The sequence below is a fragment of the uncultured Arthrobacter sp. genome (assembly GCF_964021775.1).
In the GTDB taxonomy this organism is placed as follows: domain Bacteria; phylum Actinomycetota; class Actinomycetes; order Actinomycetales; family Micrococcaceae; genus Arthrobacter.
Genome location: NZ_CAXHZI010000004.1, coordinates 236992 through 255518, shown reverse-complemented (window position 1 = coordinate 255518; position 18527 = coordinate 236992). Strand labels below are relative to the sequence as shown.

At 68.0% G+C, this 18527-nt stretch carries 18 protein-coding genes; 7 read left to right on the top strand and 11 right to left on the bottom strand.

Annotated elements, in window-relative coordinates; all coding sequences use genetic code 11:
- Positions 1–20: 20 nt before the first annotated feature.
- Entirely contained in the window at positions 21–1349 is a 1329-nt protein-coding gene (locus tag ABIN76_RS06405) for a GNAT family N-acetyltransferase (protein ID WP_346958874.1), read from the top strand.
- On the opposite strand, the gene ABIN76_RS06400 is transcribed toward ABIN76_RS06405, so the two are convergent.
- Together ABIN76_RS06400 and gluQRS are read right to left on the bottom strand one after the other, a co-directional pair.
- Positions 1346–1963: an HD domain-containing protein gene (locus ABIN76_RS06400; protein WP_346958873.1), complete on the bottom strand. Its 618-nt coding sequence runs from the start codon at positions 1961–1963 to the stop codon at positions 1346–1348. The genes ABIN76_RS06405 and ABIN76_RS06400 overlap by 4 nt on opposite strands.
- A 9-nt stretch (positions 1964–1972) precedes the next feature.
- Positions 1973–2869, bottom strand: coding sequence for a tRNA glutamyl-Q(34) synthetase GluQRS (gene gluQRS, locus ABIN76_RS06395; protein ID WP_346958872.1), 897 nt, complete (start codon positions 2867–2869; stop codon positions 1973–1975).
- A 328-nt stretch (positions 2870–3197) separates the two neighbouring features.
- Here gluQRS and ABIN76_RS06390 point away from each other — a divergent pair, with 328 nt between their 5' ends.
- On the top strand, positions 3198–3656 hold the full coding sequence (locus tag ABIN76_RS06390) for an Lrp/AsnC family transcriptional regulator (protein ID WP_346958937.1): 459 nt from the start codon (positions 3198–3200) through the stop codon (positions 3654–3656).
- Positions 3657–3665: 9 nt separating this feature from the next.
- Here ABIN76_RS06390 and ABIN76_RS06385 read toward each other — a convergent pair whose 3' ends face one another.
- Positions 3666–4121: an Lrp/AsnC family transcriptional regulator gene (locus tag ABIN76_RS06385; protein WP_346958871.1), complete on the bottom strand. Its 456-nt coding sequence runs from the start codon at positions 4119–4121 to the stop codon at positions 3666–3668.
- Positions 4122–4226: 105 nt separating this feature from the next.
- Here ABIN76_RS06385 and ABIN76_RS06380 point away from each other — a divergent pair, with 105 nt between their 5' ends.
- The gene (locus ABIN76_RS06380) at positions 4227–4883 is read left to right on the top strand and encodes a LysE family translocator (RefSeq protein WP_346958870.1); all 657 of its coding nucleotides are present in this window, start codon (positions 4227–4229) and stop codon (positions 4881–4883) included.
- A 26-nt stretch (positions 4884–4909) separates the two neighbouring features.
- Here ABIN76_RS06380 and ABIN76_RS06375 read toward each other — a convergent pair whose 3' ends face one another.
- The 6 genes from ABIN76_RS06375 to ABIN76_RS06350 all read right to left on the bottom strand — a co-directional run bounded on the left by ABIN76_RS06375 (position 4910) and on the right by ABIN76_RS06350 (position 10746).
- On the bottom strand, positions 4910–5875 hold the full coding sequence (locus tag ABIN76_RS06375) for a hypothetical protein (protein ID WP_346958869.1): 966 nt from the start codon (positions 5873–5875) through the stop codon (positions 4910–4912).
- Positions 5876–5915: 40 nt separating this feature from the next.
- A complete protein-coding gene (locus ABIN76_RS06370; protein WP_346958868.1) occupies positions 5916–6413 on the bottom strand; it encodes a DUF456 domain-containing protein in 498 nt (165 codons plus the stop codon).
- Between the two features lie 121 nt (positions 6414–6534).
- Complete coding sequence (locus ABIN76_RS06365; RefSeq protein WP_346958867.1) at positions 6535–6870, bottom strand: hypothetical protein; 336 nt, start codon at positions 6868–6870, stop codon at positions 6535–6537.
- 372 nt (positions 6871–7242) lie between these two features.
- Positions 7243–8448: an NADP-dependent malic enzyme gene (locus tag ABIN76_RS06360; RefSeq protein ID WP_346958936.1), complete on the bottom strand. Its 1206-nt coding sequence runs from the start codon at positions 8446–8448 to the stop codon at positions 7243–7245.
- 239 nt (positions 8449–8687) lie between these two features.
- Positions 8688–9284: a TetR/AcrR family transcriptional regulator gene (locus ABIN76_RS06355; protein ID WP_346958866.1), complete on the bottom strand. Its 597-nt coding sequence runs from the start codon at positions 9282–9284 to the stop codon at positions 8688–8690.
- A gap of 127 nt (positions 9285–9411) precedes the next feature.
- Positions 9412–10746, bottom strand: a complete 1335-nt coding sequence (locus ABIN76_RS06350; RefSeq protein ID WP_346958865.1) for an MFS transporter — start codon at positions 10744–10746, stop codon at positions 9412–9414.
- 104 nt (positions 10747–10850) lie between these two features.
- Here ABIN76_RS06350 and rraA point away from each other — a divergent pair, with 104 nt between their 5' ends.
- The 3 genes from rraA (at position 10851) to ABIN76_RS06335 (ending at position 14722) form a co-directional block, all read left to right on the top strand.
- The gene (rraA, locus tag ABIN76_RS06345; RefSeq protein ID WP_346958864.1) at positions 10851–11336 is read left to right on the top strand and encodes a ribonuclease E activity regulator RraA; all 486 of its coding nucleotides are present in this window, start codon (positions 10851–10853) and stop codon (positions 11334–11336) included.
- A gap of 157 nt (positions 11337–11493) precedes the next feature.
- Entirely contained in the window at positions 11494–13146 is a 1653-nt protein-coding gene (locus ABIN76_RS06340; protein ID WP_346958863.1) for an MDR family MFS transporter, read from the top strand.
- A gap of 136 nt (positions 13147–13282) precedes the next feature.
- The gene (locus ABIN76_RS06335; protein WP_346958862.1) at positions 13283–14722 is read left to right on the top strand and encodes a sugar porter family MFS transporter; all 1440 of its coding nucleotides are present in this window, start codon (positions 13283–13285) and stop codon (positions 14720–14722) included.
- Positions 14723–14860: 138 nt separating this feature from the next.
- On the opposite strand, the gene ABIN76_RS06330 is transcribed toward ABIN76_RS06335, so the two are convergent.
- Both ABIN76_RS06330 and ABIN76_RS06325 read right to left on the bottom strand, forming a co-directional pair.
- Positions 14861–16087 carry an MFS transporter gene (locus ABIN76_RS06330; protein ID WP_346958861.1) on the bottom strand — a complete coding sequence of 409 codons (1227 nt, stop codon included), beginning with the start codon at positions 16085–16087 and terminating at the stop codon, positions 14861–14863.
- Positions 16088–16168: 81 nt separating this feature from the next.
- Positions 16169–16642 carry a MarR family transcriptional regulator gene (locus ABIN76_RS06325; protein ID WP_346958860.1) on the bottom strand — a complete coding sequence of 158 codons (474 nt, stop codon included), beginning with the start codon at positions 16640–16642 and terminating at the stop codon, positions 16169–16171.
- Between the two features lie 252 nt (positions 16643–16894).
- Between ABIN76_RS06325 and ABIN76_RS06320 the strand changes: the two genes are divergently transcribed.
- Positions 16895–18361 carry an amino acid permease gene (locus ABIN76_RS06320; RefSeq protein ID WP_346958859.1) on the top strand — a complete coding sequence of 489 codons (1467 nt, stop codon included), beginning with the start codon at positions 16895–16897 and terminating at the stop codon, positions 18359–18361.
- Positions 18362–18527: the final 166 nt, after the last annotated feature.

Below are 18527 nucleotides of genomic sequence, written 5' to 3'. Positions count from 1 at the left end.
AACCACCCGGGAGACACCACATGACCAACTGGCGCATCAGGGATTTCCATTCGGCCGACCTTGACGGGATCCTGCACCTGTGGGAATCCCTCAAGGCCACGAATGTTGAGCCGGTCTACGCCCTCTCCGAGGTCCTCGCCTCGTGCGAGAAGGACCACGCCGTCGTGGCGGTGCAGGGCGAACAGGTGGTGGGTGCCGCCGTCGGCCGGGCCGCGCACGACCAGGGCTGGATCGTTTTCCTGGCCACGCTCCCGGAGTTCCGAGGCCGCGGGATCGGCACCTCGCTGCTGGCTTCGGTGGAAAACCGGATGGCCCCGCACGGGCTGAACAAGCTCTCCGCCCTGATGCCCGAGTCCGAAACCCGCGTCGAGGCGTTCCTGAGCCGCGGGTTCGTGCTGAAGAAGAACCTGCGCTACTTCGAACGCAAAATCCCGGTGCAGCGCCAGGAGCTGGAGCCGCTGAGTCAGCTGGGCGGCCGCATCCTGGCCCGCGACCTCTGGGAAAACGTCGCCGGGATGCGCAACGAGAAGGAACTGCTGGAGCGCCGCCTGGTGCTGCCGCTGGCCGAAGCCGACCTCGCCGATGAGTACGGCGTGGTGCCGCCGCGCGCCGTCGTGCTGTTCGGCCCGCCCGGTACCGGCAAAACGACGTTCGCCAAGGCGATTGCATCCCGGCTGGAGTGGCCCTTCGTGGAGGTCTTCCCCTCCCGGCTCGCCGCCGATCCGATGGGCCTGGCCGGCGCGCTGCGCGAGACGTTCCTGGAGATCGCCGAGCTGGAGCACGCCGTCGTCTTCATCGACGAGGTGGAGGAGATCGCCTCACAGCGTTCCGGCGAACCCCCGTCCCCGTTGCAGGGCGTCACCAACGAGCTGCTGAAGATCATTCCGGCGTTCCGTGAACAGCCCGGCCGGCTGCTGGTCTGCGCCACCAACTTCATCCGTGCCCTGGATTCCGCGTTCCTGCGCCACGGCCGCTTCGACTACGTCATCCCGATCGGCCTGCCGGACCGCCTGGCCCGTGAGGCCATGTGGCAGCGCTTCATTCCTGCCACCGTGGTGGACGACGTTGACGTGGAGCTGCTGGTGGACCGCACCGAGGGATTCTCCCCGGCGGACATCGAATACGCGGCCCGGAGCGCCTCCCAGCGCGCCTTGGAGAAAGCGGTGTACGACGACGGCGGGGCGGCTTCCGGGGGTGGGGCGTCCGACGGCGATTCCCTCCGGGAGGCGGTCCGGAAGGGCCCGGCGACCCAGGACTACCTCGACGCGATCGCGGACACCCGGACCACCGTCAGCGCGGAAGTGCAGCAGGAGTTCCTGGAGGACATCGACCTGCTGGGCCGGGTCTAGCCCTCCGGGGTGCTGTCGTAGGAGAGGTTCTCGTAGTCGGTGTCGTCGGCCTCGTCGAGCATGTCATCGAGCTCCTCGAGCAGCCACGGGTTGATCCGGGCCAGGATCTTGCGGGTCTCCTCGACCGGAACGGCGGCGTACAGCACCGGCCGGGCGTCGTCGTAGCGGGTGACCGGCGGCTTGTCCGGCCATTTCTCGGCCAGCGCCCTGACCCGCTCGGGCAGGGAGTTGTGCGCGTTGTCGGCAATCTTGACCAGGGTGGCGTCGTGGTCTTCGGCGATGTACCGGATGCCGGCCTGGTAGTCGTCCGGGTTCTCGTGCAGGCGCTTCGTGACGCGTTCGATGATGTCCACGGCCCGCTCGGAAACGCCCATCTCCAGCAGCGCCTGCCGGGTCATCGGGGTGTCCTCGGCGATGTCGTGCAGGTATCCCGCGATCCGGATGTCGTCATCGAAGTCGGCCAGCGCATCACCGACGGCGATCACGTGCTCGCGGTAGGGCCGCTTGAGCTTGTCCTTCTGCCGGTTGTGGGCGACCTCGGCGAGGACCTTCGCGGTCTCGACGGTAAAGCCCGGCCGCGGGGCGTGCGCTTCCATGAATTCTGGTTCTGACATGATTCCAGCCTACGCGCCGGGTAAGCCCAGCCCGGGCCACACCCACGGCTCCCGCGGCAGGGACGCCGGATCAAACACCTTGAGCGCCCGGTCCAGGGGACCCGCCGGCAAACCCAGCGAGACCAGCAGCGCGTCGCGCACCTGCTCGACGGGCACCCCCGCGGCGGCGAGGTCCGCGAGCGTGACCGCGCCGTCGCGCTTGGCCAGCCGGGCGCCGTCGGCGTTCACCACGAGTGGTACATGGGCATATTCCGGAACCGGAATATGCAGGAGCGAGGCCAGATAGGCCTGCCGCGGGGTGGATGGCAACAAGTCGTCCCCGCGGACCACCTGGTCGATTCCCTGGGCGGCATCATCCACCACCACGGCCAGGTTGTAGGCGGTGACCCCGTCGTTCCGGCGCAGGACAAAGTCGTCCACTACCCCGGTAAAGCCGCCGTGCAGCACATCCTGCACGGTGGCTGACGTAGCGGCGGCGCGGAGCCGGACTGCGGCCGGCCGCACGGCACGCCTGCTGGCGCGCTCGGCGTCGCTGAGGTTCCGGCAGGTGCCCGGATAGGCACCTTGCGGGGCATGCGGCGCCGACGGCGCCTCATGGATCTCGCGGCGCGTACAGAAGCATTCGTACGTCAGCCCTGCCGCGGTCAGCCGGTCGATCGCGGCGGCGTAGAGGTGCTCCCGGTCGGTCTGGCGGACGATGCCGCCGTCCCAGTCCACGCCGATCGCCGCCAGATCGCGGAGCTGCTCCGCCTCGGCACCCGCGCGGGCGCGGTCCAGGTCCTCGACCCGCATCAGGAAGCGCCGGCCGGTGGACCGGGCAAAAAGCCACGCGAGGATGGCGGTGCGGAGGTTGCCAACGTGGAGCACGCCGGAGGGGCTGGGGGCGAAGCGTCCGGCGGGTGTCATGGCACAAGCCTATGCCGGGCAACACAAGAGCCCCTCAGCCACCGATGACTTCGGACAACCGACGTCGGGGGCTCAGGGGCTCTTGCCGAAAAGGTGTGCGGAAAGACGATGCGTGAACAAGAGTCAATCAGCGGCGGGCTCCTTGCGGGTGCCTCATCCAGAGTCCGGGAGGTGTGCCGGGGGATCTGTAGCCTTCGGGAGCTGGCGGTGGCCCGCATCCCTTGTTGCCACTATTTGAGCAGGGGTCATACAGTTGGTGCAACGGACACTGCGCTCGGTGGTCAGATTGACCATTACGGGCCGTGGCTATTGGCAGGAAGTGGTCAGATTGCAGCAGCTCGACTCGACGGATCGCCGGATCCTCCTGGCCCTGGATGCGGATCCGCGGGTTCCCATCATGGTGCTCGCCCAGAAACTCGGCTTGGCGCGCGGCACGGTCCAGTCCCGCCTGGAGCGGATGACGGCGTCGGGCGCGCTCCGCCCGAACAGCAGCCGGGTGCTGCCGTCGGCACTGGGCCGTGGGGTGGCTGCGGCGGTGAGCGCCGAACTGGACCAGAGCCACCTGAACGAGGCGATCGCCGCGCTGCGGAACATCCCGGAAGTGCTGGAGTGCCACGCGCCCGCCGGCGACACCGACCTGCTGATCCGCGTGGTGGCAACCAGCCCGGACGATCTCTACCGGGTCTCCGAGGAAATCCGGCTGTGCCCGGGCATTGTGCGGACCTCCACGAGCATGTTCCTGCGCGAGGTCATCCCCTACCGGACCACGGGCCTGTTGGAAGGCTAACCGCCCGGATCAGACCGGCGGCCCGGCGTTTGCCTTCAGGCTCTTCATGACCAGCGTCGAGGTCAGCCGCTCCACCCCGGGCAGCGAGGTCAGTTCGGCGTCGTAGAAACGCTGGTACGCCGGCAGGTCCTCCGCAATGACCTTGAGCAGATAGTCCGGTTCGCCGAAGAGCCGCTGGGCTTCAACGATGTTCGGGTTCTCCGCCACGCGGTTCTCGAAGATTTCCATCGTGGCACGGTCGACCTGCCGCAGCGTCACAAAGACGATCGCCTCGAAGCCGAGCCCGACGGCAGCCGGGTCGATATCGGCACGGTAACCGCGGATCACGCCCGAGGCCTCCAGCTCGCGGAGCCGGCGGTGGCACGGGGCAACGGTCAGTCCGACCTTTGCGGCGAGCGCCGTGGCAGTCATTCTGCCGTCCTCCCGCAGGTGGCGCAAAATATTTCTGTCAATATGGTCAATCACGCAATAACCTTACCGTCAGCGCGGCTATCCGGGCGAAATCAGTGAACACTTATGGCTTGGGAATTCCTAGGCTGTCTTCTGTAGCCCCCGTGTCAGGAGACCGCCATGAACCCCCAGCTCTTTCTCGCTTTCGTCGGCGTCGCCGTGGCACTCGCCTGCACGCCGGGGGTGGACTGGGCGTACTCCATCGCCGCGGGGCTCAGGGACCGCAGCTTCGTACCGGCCGTTGCCGGGTTGTGCGGCGGGTACGTGGTGCACACGGCGCTGCTGGCCGCCGGGTTGGCCGCCGTGATCACCGGCCTGCCCGGGCTCCTCGGGTGGCTCACCGTGGCGGGTGCGGCCTATCTGTTGTGGCTGGGCGTCAGCACGGTGCGTTCGTGGCGGGGCGCCAGCTTTAGCGGGCAGTCTGCCGCGGAGCCGCAACTGGCTGCCCGGCAGTTCCGGGTGTTCCTGCAGGGCATGGGCACCAGCGGCATCAATCCGAAGGGGCTGCTCTTCTTCGTCGCCCTGGTCCCGCAGTTCGTCAGCCCGGACGCCGCTCTTCCGGTGCCACTGCAGTCCGGCCTGCTCGGCCTCACCTTCGTCCTGCTGGTGGCCGTCGTCTACAGCTGCGTGGCCCTGCTGTCCCGGAAGCTCCTGCACTCCCGGCCCGGCGCCGCCCGGCGGGTCACCCTGGCCAGCGGAATCATCATGGTGGCACTGGGCCTGGTGCTGCTGGCGGAGCAGCTGGTGCCGCTGGCCGCAGGGATCGCCTGGCAGTAGCCCTTAAGCACCCGCCAGGACGGGGATCATTCCCCGTTCAACTGCTTCCATTCCTGTTCCCAGAGCCTGCGTTCTTCCACGTCTTTGCGGATGACTTCGAAGGTTTCGAGCTGGGCAGGCCGGCCGCGCAGCCAGTCCCGGGGGTTAAGTGACTTGCGGCCGTTATCCAGGAGCAGCAAGGCGCGGTCCGTCAGGGCATCATTACGGAGGGCAAGATGCGTCTTCCGCCGCCGGAGAACCTCCTTCAACGCCGCCTGGGAGGCCGTAGCCGCACCAAGGCGGCGAAGCGACCGGGCGCGGATCAGCAGCAGCGCGGCGGAGAGGTCATCGGCGTTCAGCAGCCCCTCCGTCCAGAGCATCACTTCCTCGTCCCGGCCCATAGAGAATGCCACAGAGCACCGGGCCAGGGCCGCGGGCAACGACGGCGGAAGCGAGGTTACGGTTTGCAGGGCTGCCTCGAGGTGGCCTGTCTCCCGCAGGGAGTGCGACAGCGCCAGGAACACCGCTTCCTCACTAAATAGCACCGGAACCTCGATGCGCTCGGCTACTTCGACGCGGGTGACCACACGGGTCAGATAGCCGGACGCGAACTGGTTGGCGTCGTCGTCGTTCCCGGTGGTGAGTCCGCGCTGGAGGAGCTCCGAGGCCCGCAGGTAGCCGCCCTGCTTGTGCGCCAAGAGCCCGGCCAGCACATAGCAAAGCCCGGCCCACCCGGGGTAGGCGCGGCCCAGGGCGATCAGCCGGTTGGGGTCGGTGTTGTTGAAAGTCGCCTCGTACACCGCCTTCGCCGCTTTTCCGGGCATCCGCTTAAGCCGGGGGGCGGCGCCGTCCACGCTGAGCAGCGCACCGTTCCGGCCGCCGAGGGCCGTGTGCAGGACCCCGCCGACGCCGTCTGCAATGTCCCGCACCGGGGTGCGGACCTGCGCGCCGCCGAACGGGGTGAGGTCGCGGGTGTCGCGATAGATGGGTCCTGGGGACTGGCCGGCGCTCATTCTTCCATGCTAGTAGTGCACCTTTGGCTGCCGGTGGGGACTAAGTGGCCGCCACCCACACGCCGATCAACCAGGTGCTCGCGGCCAGGCAGGCCAGGACGAACTCGGCGATCATGCCCAGGCCCGTGGCCTTCAGCGCGGCCCAACTGGAGGCCACGGCCGTGCGCCAGACGCGGGTGCGGTGCAGTTCGCTGAGCAGCAGGCCGGCCGCGAAGCCAAGGAACAGCCCCACCACCGGGATGAGGAACATGCCCACGACGCCGAGGACCAGACCGGTCACGACGGAACGGCCGGGGATGCTGTGCTGCTTGAGCTTCCGGCCGGTCAGCACGGCGGAGGCCGCCATCCCTGCCAGGACCAGCACCAGCCCGACCCCGAAGACCACCCAGCCGGTGGTTCCGGCGCCTCCCCAGAGGGCCCACGCCAGCAGGCTGAGGCCGATCAGGATACTTCCCGGCAGGACCGGGATGATGATGCCTGCCACGCCCACCAAGATGGCCAGGCCGCAGAGGATCGTCACGACGATTTCGGGGTTCATCGCCCCAGTCTATGGCCGGGCGGGTGCCCGGCCCGCCGGGGGTGCCCCGGCCCCGGGGGCCCCGGGGGCGCCGGGGCCGGGCCGGGCGCCATCCTTGGCGTCCCGGACCGGCCTGCAGTGCCTAGCTTCCGGAGGGCGCGCCGTACATGACGGAGTAGTGCGAAATGTCCTTGCCGGAGTAGTGGGAGATTGTCACGGTCAACTGGCTGGGGCTGTAATAAGTGATTTGGGTGCCGAGCCCCTGGTTAGCCGAGCCGGCCTTGACGCAGACGGCGGTGATCTCGACACCGGCCGGAGCGGTGATCTCTATCGACTTGATGCCGTCGGCCACATCGATCTTCCCGGAGTCCCATGCCGGGCAGATCTGCCCCTCCGGCGGGGCGGCGTGGGCCGGGGCCAGCCCGCCGCCCAGAAGAACGAGTCCTGCGACGGCACCGGCAGCTAGCAACCTCTTCATGTCCTGCTCCTTCTCACTGAATGGAATCGGTCCCGGCGCCGTGTCCTGCCGAGGCTCTCCGCGGCACCGGTTTTTGGGCCACGGAAAAGTCCACAGCCACGGTCCGAAACCTCCGGATTCCTGGTGTGAAGTAAGACTCGAATTTCCCCCGCCCAGCTTGCAGACCTCCCCGCAGGATCGGTTGCCTGCCTGGGTTGGACCGCTGGGCCCAGCGTAGGTTGCGGCGGTGCGGCACAGCCCGAGTATTCGCTACTTGGGTTTCCCGGACATTCGGGCGGGAGCTACCTGTTCCTTGCTGGCGTTGTTCGGGAGCGCAACGACGACGGCGCCGCACCCCCTGGATGCAGCGCCGTCATCGGTCGTGAGCGAAGGCTACTCCGCCTCCACCGCCGCGGCGACGGCGGCCGAGACGGCCGGGGCGACGCGCGGGTCCAGCGGGCTCGGCACGATGTAGTCGGCCGAGAGGTCGTTCTCTGCCAGATCGGCGATGGCGCGGGCCGCGGCGAGCTTCATCGCCGGAGTGATCCGGCGGGCGCCGGCGTCGAGGGCGCCGCGGAAGATGCCCGGGAAAGCCAGCACGTTGTTGATCTGGTTCGGGAAGTCGCTGCGGCCGGTGGCGACGACGGCCGCGTACTTGGAGGCGACCTCCGGCAGGACTTCGGGGTCCGGGTTGGAGAGGGCAAAGACGATCGCGCTGTGGTTCATCAGTTTCAGGTGCTCCTCGTCCAGCCGGGAGGAGGAGACACCGATGAAGACGTCCGCGCCGAGCAGGGCCTCTCCGGGGCCGCCGGACACGCCGCGGGGGTTGCTGCGCGCGGCGAGCTGGGCCTTCTTGCTGGCCGGGTCCGCGGCAATGTCCGCGCGGTCCCGGTTGATGACACCGCGGGAGTCCAGCAGCACGACGTCATCGATTCCGGCGGCAAGCAGGATTTCGGCGACGGCGATCCCGGCGGCGCCGGCGCCGGAAACCACCACGCGGAGCCCCTCGAGCTCGCGGGCCGTCACCTTCGCGGCACCGGTCAGTGCGGCGAGGACGACGACGGCGGTGCCGTGCTGGTCATCGTGCATGACCGGGCAGTCGAGGGCTTCGATCAGCTTTTCCTCGAGTTCGAAGCAACGCGGCGCCGAAACGTCCTCGAGGTTGACCGCGCCGAAGCTGGGCCGTAGCCGGACCAGCGTCTCGACGATTTCGTCGACGTCGGTGGTGTTGAGGACCAGCGGGATGGAGTCGAGGTCGCCAAACGCCTTGAACAGGGCGGATTTGCCTTCCATGACGGGCAGCGAGGCGCTGGCGCCGATGTCGCCCAGGCCCAGCACGGCGGTGCCGTCACTGACCACGACTACGAGGCGCTGTGCCCAGGTGAGCGTCTTGGCAAGTTCCGGGTTGGCGGCGATGGCGCGGCTGACCTGCGCGACTCCGGGCGTGTAGGCGATGGACAGGTCGCGCTTGCTGGCGAGCGGGACGGTGCTGGCGATTGAGAGCTTGCCGCCCTGGTGGGAGGCAAAGATCTCCTCGTCGCTGAGCGCTGTTACCGGCGCCTCTTCGGCTCCGTCGGGGGAAGTCGGGTCGGCGGGAATGATCGTTTCAATGGACACGTCGTTGTCTCCTGGGGCTCACCGTGGGCGTACGGCACTTGGCTGCTGGGGCACAGGGGGTGCCCGAGATGGTCTGGGAAGGAACTTCCGGGCGGGCCCGGGGGTGGCAGGCCTGCGGTGAAGCTCCCGGAAGTGCTGGCGCTGGCGCCGCTCCGGTTCTGCCATGGTAAACAATGCCGTTCCCGCTGGTGGATTCGGGCGGACTTATTCGGGTAACTGGTCTAGACCGGCTGCGCGGCTTCGCGGCCCCGGGCCAGCAGCGAGCAGGCCTTCTTCAGGTCTTCCTCGGCTTCGAACAGCGAGAGCCGGCGGCAGCGGACGGACTGAACTAGGCCGGTGACGGTCAGCAGCAGGACCCTGGAGACGGCCGTGTCGCCGCTGACTTCCGTCACCGCTTTCTCCGCCGTCGCGTCGATGTCCCGGAGCAGGTGCGTGGTGTCCGTGTCCTTGGCATACACCGCGCGGTTCAGGCATTGCTCCACTGCGGGTTGCATGAGGCGCATGTGGAAGATTTCCATCACCACACCCACCAGGGCGTGCGCCGGGACGCTGGCGCCGGCCGGCCGGTCGCCGAGGTGCAGCTCGCCGAGCTGCTTGCGGTAGAGGGCCAGCATCAACTGCGTCGAGGAGGGGAAATAGCGGTACAGGGTGCCCAGCGGCACGTCCGCCTTGGCCGCCACCTCGGAGAGGACCACGGAGTCGATCCCCTTGCGGGCAAAGCCGGCTGCGACCTCGAGAATCCGGGCATACCGCCGTCGCTGCCGGGGCAGCGTGGGTGGCGGGGCCATTGGCGGAAGATCCGAAGGGAATTCAGGCATCAGCAGCGTTCCGGGTCGTTTTTCTCGGCAACCGGGAGGGTTAGTCCACAGCGCTGCCGCGGCAATCCCGTCCACTATACGGCACCCTGCCGGGCGGTTTGCCAGTCAAGCGGGCGGCCCCGTCGGCCTAGTCCACGCCCTTGATCTTGACCACGAAGACCGCACCCAGCAGGCCGATCACCGCGGCCGCGACGTACAGCGAAACGTACCCGCCCCAGAGGGCCACGAAGGGGTAGGCGATGAGGGGCGCGATCACCTGCGGCAGCGAATTGGCGATGTTGATGACCCCCAGGTCCTTGCCCCGGCTCAGCGCCGTGGGCAGCACCTGGGTAATCAGGGCGAAGTCCACGGCCAGGTAGGACCCGAAGCCGATGCCCAGTACGGCTGCCCCCACCAGGGCGCCGGGCCACGTCGGTGCGAAGGCCAGGATCAGTGCGGCCAGCGCAATGATGACCGAAGAAAGGATGACGAGCGGTTTGCGCCGGCCCATCCGGTCGCTGATCGGGCCCCCGATCACACTGGTAATGATGACCATGACGGCGTACAGGCCGGTCAGGATCAGGACGCCGAACTCTGCCTTCATGCCCTGCGTCTCGGGCAGCCGCACGGCATCGGTGAGGAAGAACAGCAGATACAGCGTCACCATGTGGTTGCCGATGTTCACGAGCAGGCGGGTCAGCCACGCCCACGCGAAGTCCGGGTACCGGGCCGGGGAGATCCAGAAGCTGCGCGCAAATTCGCCCAGCCGGAAGGGCGGCCGCGCGTGCCGCGGCAGCGCGACGTCGTCGTTCTTGAAGAAGTAGAGCACGACGCCGGCCAGCAGCGCCGCGGCGCAGAACGCGTAGCCCAGCGCGAAGTTGCCGGAGACGACGGCGGCGATGACCGCGCCGATCAGGATGCCGACCGTCTGGCCCATCGCTGCCAGCCCGCCGACGGTGCCGCGCTGCGGCACCGGCACCCGGTCCGGGATCGCGGCGGTGATGGCGGCATAGGCGCCATTGCATCCTGCCTGCACGAGGCACCAGAGAATGGTCATCACGGCGACGTTCTGGGCGCCGGCGAGGGCGGTCAGCGCGGCGGCGCCGAGGATGGCGCCGAAGAGCACCCACGGCACCCGGCGGCCGCGGCGTGCGGTGGTCCGGTCGCTGAACGCGCCGAACAGGGGGTTGGCCACCAGCGAGACGGCCGCTCCCGCCCCGGTCACGAGGGCCAGGATGGCTTCCTTCTCCCCCTCGTTGAAGGCTGCCGCCTGCTGGCCGAGCAGCACCTGGAGCGGGCCGAAGAACGCCGCGTTGATGCCCACATTGACCAGGACCACCCCCGCCGTCCACGCCGGGCCGACGCGGCGCTCCGGTTCGGCGAGGGCCACCGCGGCGGGTGCCCCCGCGGCAGTGCCGTCGCCGGCAGCGCCCTGGCTGGCAGCGGAGGCCGGAACGGCGCCGGGCAGATCGGACAGGCTCATGTGGTTCCCCCCGGAACTGATGACTGAAGCTGATGATCAGTGTGGGCCCAGACTATCGTGGGCTTCAACGCTCATCAGCTATTTGCCCAGCAGGAGGAAAACCCATGCCAGATACCCCCTCAATCCCCGTCAACACCGCCGACCTCTACGACGAGCGGGGCGAAGAGCTGGACTCTCTCTCCCTGCAGTTCCAGTCGCTGGGCGGCCGCACGCATTTCAGCGGCCCGGTCCGGACCGTCCGCTGCCTGGAGGACAATGCCCTGGTCAAGGCGACCCTTGCCACTCCGGGGAACGGCGCCGTCCTGGTGGTCGACGGCGGCGGCTCGCTGCGCACCGCGCTGATGGGTGACCTGATCGCGGCGAGCGCCGTGGACAACGGCTGGGCCGGCGTCGTGATTAACGGGGCCATCCGGGACCGGGTGGCGGTCGCCGGGCTGCCGCTCGGGGTGAAGGCCCTTGGCAGCAACCCGCGCAAGAGCGCCAAGGCCGGGGCCGGGGAGACCGACGTGGAGCTGGAAATCGACGGTGTGGCCATCCGGCCGGGCCAGCTGATCTGGTGCGACCCGGACGGGATCCTGCTGGAACGCTGACCGGCGTCTGCCGCCGGCGCCGGTCCGCCGTCGGTCTGGCGCCGGGGGCGACCGACGTCCGGCGGGCGAGAGCGGGCGGCGGGAACAAAGCAGGCCGTAAGATAGTTACTGAAAGCAACCTTCCTGCTTGACCCCTAAACTTCCCCTCGGAGCAGTCATGTCCAAAACCACCTCCTCCCGCCTGCCCGGAGAGGTCTTGACCCACCGCCAGACCATCACCGTCATGGTGGGCCTCATGCTCGGCATGTTCCTGTCCTCGCTCGACCAGACCATCGTGTCCACGTCGATCTACACCATTGCGAACGACCTGGACGGCCTCTCGCTGCAGGCCTGGGCGACGACGGCGTACCTGATCACGTCCACGGTGAGCACGCCACTCTACGGCAAGCTCAGCGACATCTTCGGCCGCCGCCCGCTCTACCTCGCGGCGATCCTGATCTTCCTGGCCGGCTCGCTCTACGCCGGCTCGGTCCACTCGATGACCGAACTCGCGATTGCCCGCGGCATCCAAGGCATGGGCGCCGGCGGCCTGCTGGCCCTCGCCTTGACCATCATTGGCGACATCGTGGCCTTGAAGGACCGAGCCAAGTTCCAGGGCTACTTCATGTCGGTGTTCGGCATCTCCTCCGTACTGGGACCGGTGATCGGCGGTGCGTTCGCCGGCTCCGCCAACATCCTGGGCTTCGACGGGTGGCGCTGGGTGTTCTTCATCAACATCCCGATCGGCCTGGCCGCCCTCGCCGTCGTCTTCCTGTACCTGCACCTGCCGGCCAAGCACCTCAAGCAGAAAATCGACTACTGGGGTGCCGCCGCCATCACCCTGGCGATCGTGCCGCTGCTCCTTGTCGCCGAACAGGGCCGCACCTGGGGCTGGGCCTCCACCGAAGCCTTCCTTTGCTACGGGCTCGGCGTCGTTGGCATCGTGGCGTTCCTGCTCGCCGAAAAGCGTGCCGGCGACTACGCCCTGATCCCGCTCCGGCTGTTCCAGAACATCACGTTCGGGCTGTCCTCGCTGCTGAACTTCATCATCGGCGTGGGCATGTTCGGCGCGATCGCGATGCTGCCGATGTACCTCCAGCTGGTCAAGGGCCTCACCCCCACCGAGGCGGGCCTGATGATGATCACCTTCACGGTGGGCATCCTGACCGGGTCCATCACCGCCGGACGGACCATTTCGGCGTCCGGCACGTACCGGATCTTCCCGATCCTGGGCACCGCCGTGCTGACCGCGGCCGCCGTCGTCATGGGCCTCTCACTCGGCGCGGACACGCCGCTCTGGGTTCCGGGCGCGATCGCCGTGTTCTTCGGCCTGGGCCTGGGCTTCTGCATGCAGCCGCTCACCCTGGCCATGCAGGTCTCCGTTCCGGCCAAGGACATGGGCGTGGGCACCTCCTCCGCCGCCTTCTTCCGCTCCATGGGCGGCGCCGTGGGCACCGCGGTGTTCATCTCGATGCTGTTCAGCCTCGCTGCGGACAAGATTGCCGCCGGCATGAAGGACGCGGCACAGAACGCCGACTACCTCAAGGTCCTCAAGGACCCCGCCGTGGCGGCCGACCCGGCGAACGCCAAGCTGTACGAGTTCTTCAAGAACGGCGCCGGCAACGACTCGCTGAACGACACCAGCTGGCTGCACACCGCCAACGCCACCCTGACACGGCCGATCACCGAGGGTTTCGCCCAGTCGATCGACGCCGTGATGCTCACCGCCGCCGCCCTCACCGGCGTCGCCTTCCTGATCAGCTTCGCGCTGCCGAACAAGAAGCTCACCGATCCGAAGGCGGCCGCCAAGGAGTCGGTCCCCGCGCACTAGGCGCGCCCGACGGGCCGGGGCGGAATTGTAAGCTTGCTCTCATTTAGCTGTCCCGTGACATGCGCCGCGGCGGTGCCGGTGTAAGACTGGGTAGTTGCGGCGTGAGCCGTGGACCACGAATTGCCGAGGGAGCCATATGACCACCACCCAGGACCAGACCGTCGCCAAGATCCCCAAGCGGGTCATTTGGCTGGCCGTGGCGGGCGCCGTTGGCGGCTTCCTCTTCGGCTTCGACTCCTCTGTTGTTAACGGCGCAGTCGACGCCATCAAGGACGAATTCGCCCTCAGCGAGGCCGTGACCGGCTTCGCCGTCGCCGTCGCCCTGCTCGGTTGCGCGGCCGGCGCCTACCTGGCCGGCAAAGTCGCGGACCGTTACGGCCGCATCCCCGCCATGAAAATCGGCGCCCTGCTGTTCCTGGTCAGCGCCTTCGGCACCGGTTTTGCCTTCGGCGTGTGGGATTTGATCTTCTGGCGTCTCGTCGGCGGCCTGGGCATCGGCCTCGCGTCGGTGATCGCCCCGGCCTACATCTCGGAGATTTCGCCGCGCCACGTGCGGGGCCGCCTGGCCTCGCTGCAGCAGCTCGCAATCACCACCGGTATCTTCGCCGCGCTGCTCTCCGACGCTGTGTTCGCCAACTTTGCCGGCGGCGCCGACCAGGATCTGTGGTTCGGCGTCGAAGCCTGGCGCTGGATGTTCATCGCCGGCGCCGTCCCCGCCGTCGTCTACGGCTGGATCGCCTTCACCCTCCCCGAATCGCCGCGGTTCCTGGTGTTCAAGGGCAAGGACGAGGAAGCCCTGAAGGTCTTCGCCTCGATCGCCCCGGACGAGGACACCGACCGCCACCTGCGCGACATCAAGAAGGCCATCGAGGAGGACAAGCTCGCGGGCCAGAAGGGGTCGCTGCGCGGCAAGGCCCTGGGCCTGCAGCCCGTGGTCTGGATCGGCATCATCCTGTCCGTGCTGCAGCAGTTTGTCGGCATCAACGTCATCTTCTACTACTCCACGACGCTCTGGAAGGCCGTGGGCTTCCAGGAGAAGGACTCGCTGACCATCTCCGTGGCCACCGCGATCACCAACATTTTGGTGACGCTCGTGGCCATTGCGCTGGTGGACCGGATCGGCCGCCGACCCATCATGCTGGCAGGTTCGATCGGCATGGCTGTCTCGCTGGCGACCATGGCCTTCGCCTTCGGTTCGGCGACCGGCAGCGGCGACGCCATCACCCTGCCCGGCGCCTGGGGCCCGGCCGCCCTGGTGGCGGCCAACGTCTTCGTCATCAGCTTCGGCGCCTCCTGGGGTCCGCTTGTGTGGGTGCTGCTGGGCGAGATCTTCCCGTCCCGCATCCGCGCCCGCGCCCTGGGCCTGGCCGCGGCCGCCCAGTGGATCGCGAACTTCGCCATCACGCTGAGCTTCCCGGTCATGGCGGCGGCTTCGCTGCCGCTGACCTACGCAATGTACGCGTTGTTCGCCGCGGCGTCGTTCTTCTTCGTGATGTTCAAGGTGCCGGAAACCAACGGCATGGCGCTGGAGCACGCGGAGACGCTCTTCGTTCCGAAGGGCTCCGCCAAGAAGTAGCGCCGGCGCACCCCTAGCTGGCGCGCCCCTAGGTGCATTGCACTGTCCCGGCAGGGGCGCGAACGTACACTTGAGGCCCATGTTTCCGCGGAGACATGGGCCTCAAGTGTACGTTCGCGCTTTGAGGGGCGGGCGGGGTTAGACCAGGTGCGGCTCGTGCGAGCTCAGGTACCGGCGCCCGCCAAGGACCACCGCGATTGCCAGCGCCATGGCGCCCGCCGCGGCGAAGAAGGGGACCTGCGGTCCGAAATGCTCGCCCAGCTGGGCGGCGGCGAAGGGTGCCAGCGCACCGCCCATCCAGCGCACGAAGTTGTATCCGGCGGAGGCCACCGGTCGCGGCGAATCCGAGACGCCCATGGCCAGCTCCGTGTAGATGGTGTTGTTGATCCCCAGCAGCGCGCCGGAGGCCACCACCAGGACGACGACGGCGGGCACCGAGTGCCCTGCGGCCAGGCCGAGGCCGGCCAGGTCCACCAGCAGCAGCGCCAGCGTGCCGGCCAGCACCCGGACCGCCCCGAAGCGGCGCTGCAGCGCGGGTGCCACGAAGACGGAGAAGACCGCGACGGCGACGCCCCAGCCGAAGAACACGCCGCCGATCCCGTAGGCGTCCATCCCGAGGATGAACGGTGTGAAGGCGAGGATGGTGAAGAAGCCGTAGTTGTAGAACAGTCCGCTGGCCGCCGTCGTCCGCAATCCCCTATGGCCCAGCGCCAGCAACGGGTCCCGGAGCCGGACCTTCCGCTCCGGCAGCGGGGTCTTGGGCAGCAGCACGACCAGCGCGATGAAGGCCGAGGCCATCAGCACCGCGGTGCCGAAGAAGGGTGCGCGCCACTGCCAGCCGCCGAGCAGGGCCCCCAGCAGCGGGCCGAGCGAGATGCCCAGGCCCAGCGCCGCCTCGTAGAGGATGATGGCGGTCCCGGCGCCGCCGCTGGCAACGCCGACGATCACGGCCAGGGCGGTGGCCACGAAGAGCGCGTTTCCCAGTCCCCAGCCGGCACGGAATCCGACCAGTTCGCTCACGCTGCCGGAGAGGCCGGACAGCGAGGCGAACACCACGATGATGGCCAGGCCGGCCAGCAGGGTGCGCTTGCCGCCGATCCGGGAGGAGACAAACCCGGTGATCAGCATGGCGATCGCGGTGACCATGAAGTAGCTGGTGAACAGCAGGGACACCTGGCTGGGGGTGGCGTCCAGGTTTTTGGCGATGGCGGGCAGGATGGGGTCCACCAGGCCGATGCCCATAAAGGCGAACACCGCCGCCAGGGCCGTGGCCCAGACCGCCTTTGGCTGCTTGAGTAGTGAGGCCTTCTCGGCCTCGAGGGTTGATTCTGCTTCCGGCGCGGGCGCCGTGAGCTGGCCGTCCATGGAGGGCGCTCCTAAGGTTGTGGGTTCGTGCTGTCGTTGTTCCTGCCGGACCGGGGCCTGGCTGTCAGGGGCTCCTGACTGTCAGGGCTGCAGGGTCTCGTTGATCTTGCCGATCACCGGAATGGCAGCCGCGAGGGCCTGCCGTTCCTGGTCCGTGAGTGAGTCGAGGATCCCCGCCATTACCGCGTTGCGGCGGGTGTTGGCCGATTCGACGGCGGCGTAGCCCTCCGGCGTGAGCCTGACGCGGACCGCCCGGGAGTCAGCCGGATCCGCCTCCCGCCGGACCAGCCCGGCCCGTTCCAGCTTGATGATCTGCTCGGTGGCGCTGGGCACCTTGACGCCGAGGTTGCGGGCGATCTCGCCAACCCGCACGCCGCCGGCCTCGGTGCCGGCTTCGGCACTGTCCAGCAGCATCTTGAGCGTGCTGAGCTGCGCGGCACTGAGCTCGCCGTCGGCATCCAGGCGCCGCACAAGGTAGATGCTGTGGCGCAGGGCTTCCCGGAAATCGCGGGAGAGGGAAAGGAGGAAATCGTCCGACTGCGGGTAGTCGCTCATAGTTAGGGAGCCTAACAGTTAGGTCACCTAAGAGTCAACGGCCGGTGACGCTGCGGGGCGCAGCCGGAACGTCCCGGCGCCGACGCCGAATGTTAGCAGGGCGGCCGGGTCGGCTGAATTCGACGTCACCGGCCCAGCCTGCCATGACGCATGGGTGACCCGACAAGGCCGCCAGCTCCCCGAAGCTGTATTTTAGAAAGGCTGATTTGTAACCGCCGTCACCTTCGGCGGACCACACTAAGGATTGTTGACATGCCCGAACAGACAACCGCGGAGCAGAGAACTGCCTCCAGCCGGGACACCGAGCCCCACCTTGCACGCTCGTTGAGCAACCGGCACATCCAGCTCCTGGCCATCGGCGGCGCCATTGGCACCGGCCTCTTTATGGGCTCAGGCAAAACCATTTCCGTCGCCGGGCCCTCCGTGATCTTCGTGTACATGATCATCGGCTTCATGCTGTTCTTCGTGATGCGCGCGATGGGCCAGCTGCTGCTGTCCAACCTGAACTACAAGTCCTTCAGCGACTTCGCCGGCGACCTGCTGGGCCCGTGGGCGGGCTTCTTCACCGGCTGGACCTACTGGTTCTGCTGGGTGGTCACCGGCGTGGCCGACGTGATCGCGATTGCCGGCTATGCCGAGCAGCTCTGGCCCGGCATCCAGCTGTGGGTCCCGGGGATCGCCACCATCATCATCCTGCTGCTGCTGAACCTGCCGACCGTGAAGGCCTTCGGCGAGACGGAATTCTGGTTCGCCCTTATCAAGATCGTGGCCATCGTGGCGCTGATCGCGGTGGGCCTGGTCATGATCTTCACCGGTTTCCAGTCCAACGCCGGCACGGCGGGCTTCAGCAACCTGTGGAGCCACGGCGGACTGTTCCCCAAGGAATTCATGGGCTTTGTGGCCGGCTTCCAGATCGCCGTGTTCGCGTTCGTGGGCATCGAGCTGGTGGGGACCGCCGCGGCCGAGACCAAGAATCCGGAGCACAACCTGCCCCGCGCCATCAACGCGATCCCGCTGCGCGTCATGCTCTTCTACGTGGGCGCACTCATCATCCTGATGTCCGTCACGCCGTGGACCGGTTTCAAGGCCGGCGAGAGCCCCTTCATCGCGATGTTCTCCCTGGCCGGCCTGGGGATGGCCGCCACGGTGGTGAACCTGGTGGTATTGACCTCCGCGATGTCCTCGGCCAACTCCGGCATCTATTCCACCTCCCGGATGGTCTACGGCCTGGCCAACGACGGCGACGCCCCCAAGCTCTTCGGCCGCCTCTCCAGCCGCAAGGTCCCGCAGAACGCCCTGTTCCTGTCCTGCGTGCTGCTGCTCGCCGGGGTGGCGCTGCTGTACGCGGGCAAGGACGTGGGCGTGGCCTTCGACATGGTCACCACCGTGTCCGCCGTCTGCTTCATGTTTGTCTGGAGCATCATCCTGGCCAGCTACCTGGTGTTCCGCAAGCGCCGGCCTGAGCTGCACGCGGCTTCGACGTTCAAGATGCCCGGCGGCATCCCGATGGTGTGGGTGGTCTTTGCCTTCTTCGCGTTCCTCATCTGGGCCCTGACCACCCAGCCGGACACCCTCGTGGCCCTGCTGGTCACCCCGCTCTGGTTCGCGGTCCTGGGTGTCGCGTTCGCACTCATCCGCCGCTCGCCGCTGCACCAGGCGCGCGTGGCCGAATGGAAGGCGATGTCCGACGCCGAGACGGCCGCGGCCAGCCGCGTCTGACGCTCACTCAGATCCTGCCGGTCCGGGGCCGACGCTCCCTCAGATCCTGCCGGTCCGGGGCCGACGCTCCCGCAGATCCGCGGCTTAAATGACGGGCCCTCCCTCACATGATGTGAGGGAGGGCCCGTCATTTTTCCGCCAAAAGTGAGGGAGCGTCGAGCGGTAT

Bases quoted from the DNA above. Each gene is read 5' to 3' on its own strand.
- ABIN76_RS06405 (WP_346958874.1), top strand. From the start codon at position 21: ATGACCAACTGGCGCATCAGGGATTTCCATTCGGCCGACCTTGACGGG.
- ABIN76_RS06400 (WP_346958873.1), bottom strand. From the start codon at position 1,963: ATGTCAGAACCAGAATTCATGGAAGCGCACGCCCCGCGGCCGGGCTTT.
- gluQRS (WP_346958872.1), bottom strand. From the start codon at position 2,869: ATGACACCCGCCGGACGCTTCGCCCCCAGCCCCTCCGGCGTGCTCCAC.
- ABIN76_RS06380 (WP_346958870.1), top strand. From the start codon at position 4,227: ATGAACCCCCAGCTCTTTCTCGCTTTCGTCGGCGTCGCCGTGGCACTC.
- ABIN76_RS06375 (WP_346958869.1), bottom strand. From the start codon at position 5,875: ATGAGCGCCGGCCAGTCCCCAGGACCCATCTATCGCGACACCCGCGAC.
- ABIN76_RS06370 (WP_346958868.1), bottom strand. From the start codon at position 6,413: ATGAACCCCGAAATCGTCGTGACGATCCTCTGCGGCCTGGCCATCTTG.
- ABIN76_RS06365 (WP_346958867.1), bottom strand. From the start codon at position 6,870: ATGAAGAGGTTGCTAGCTGCCGGTGCCGTCGCAGGACTCGTTCTTCTG.
- ABIN76_RS06355 (WP_346958866.1), bottom strand. From the start codon at position 9,284: ATGCCTGAATTCCCTTCGGATCTTCCGCCAATGGCCCCGCCACCCACG.
- ABIN76_RS06350 (WP_346958865.1), bottom strand. From the start codon at position 10,746: ATGAGCCTGTCCGATCTGCCCGGCGCCGTTCCGGCCTCCGCTGCCAGC.
- rraA (WP_346958864.1), top strand. From the start codon at position 10,851: ATGCCAGATACCCCCTCAATCCCCGTCAACACCGCCGACCTCTACGAC.
- ABIN76_RS06340 (WP_346958863.1), top strand. From the start codon at position 11,494: ATGTCCAAAACCACCTCCTCCCGCCTGCCCGGAGAGGTCTTGACCCAC.
- ABIN76_RS06335 (WP_346958862.1), top strand. From the start codon at position 13,283: ATGACCACCACCCAGGACCAGACCGTCGCCAAGATCCCCAAGCGGGTC.
- ABIN76_RS06330 (WP_346958861.1), bottom strand. From the start codon at position 16,087: ATGGACGGCCAGCTCACGGCGCCCGCGCCGGAAGCAGAATCAACCCTC.
- ABIN76_RS06325 (WP_346958860.1), bottom strand. From the start codon at position 16,642: ATGAGCGACTACCCGCAGTCGGACGATTTCCTCCTTTCCCTCTCCCGC.
- ABIN76_RS06320 (WP_346958859.1), top strand. From the start codon at position 16,895: ATGCCCGAACAGACAACCGCGGAGCAGAGAACTGCCTCCAGCCGGGAC.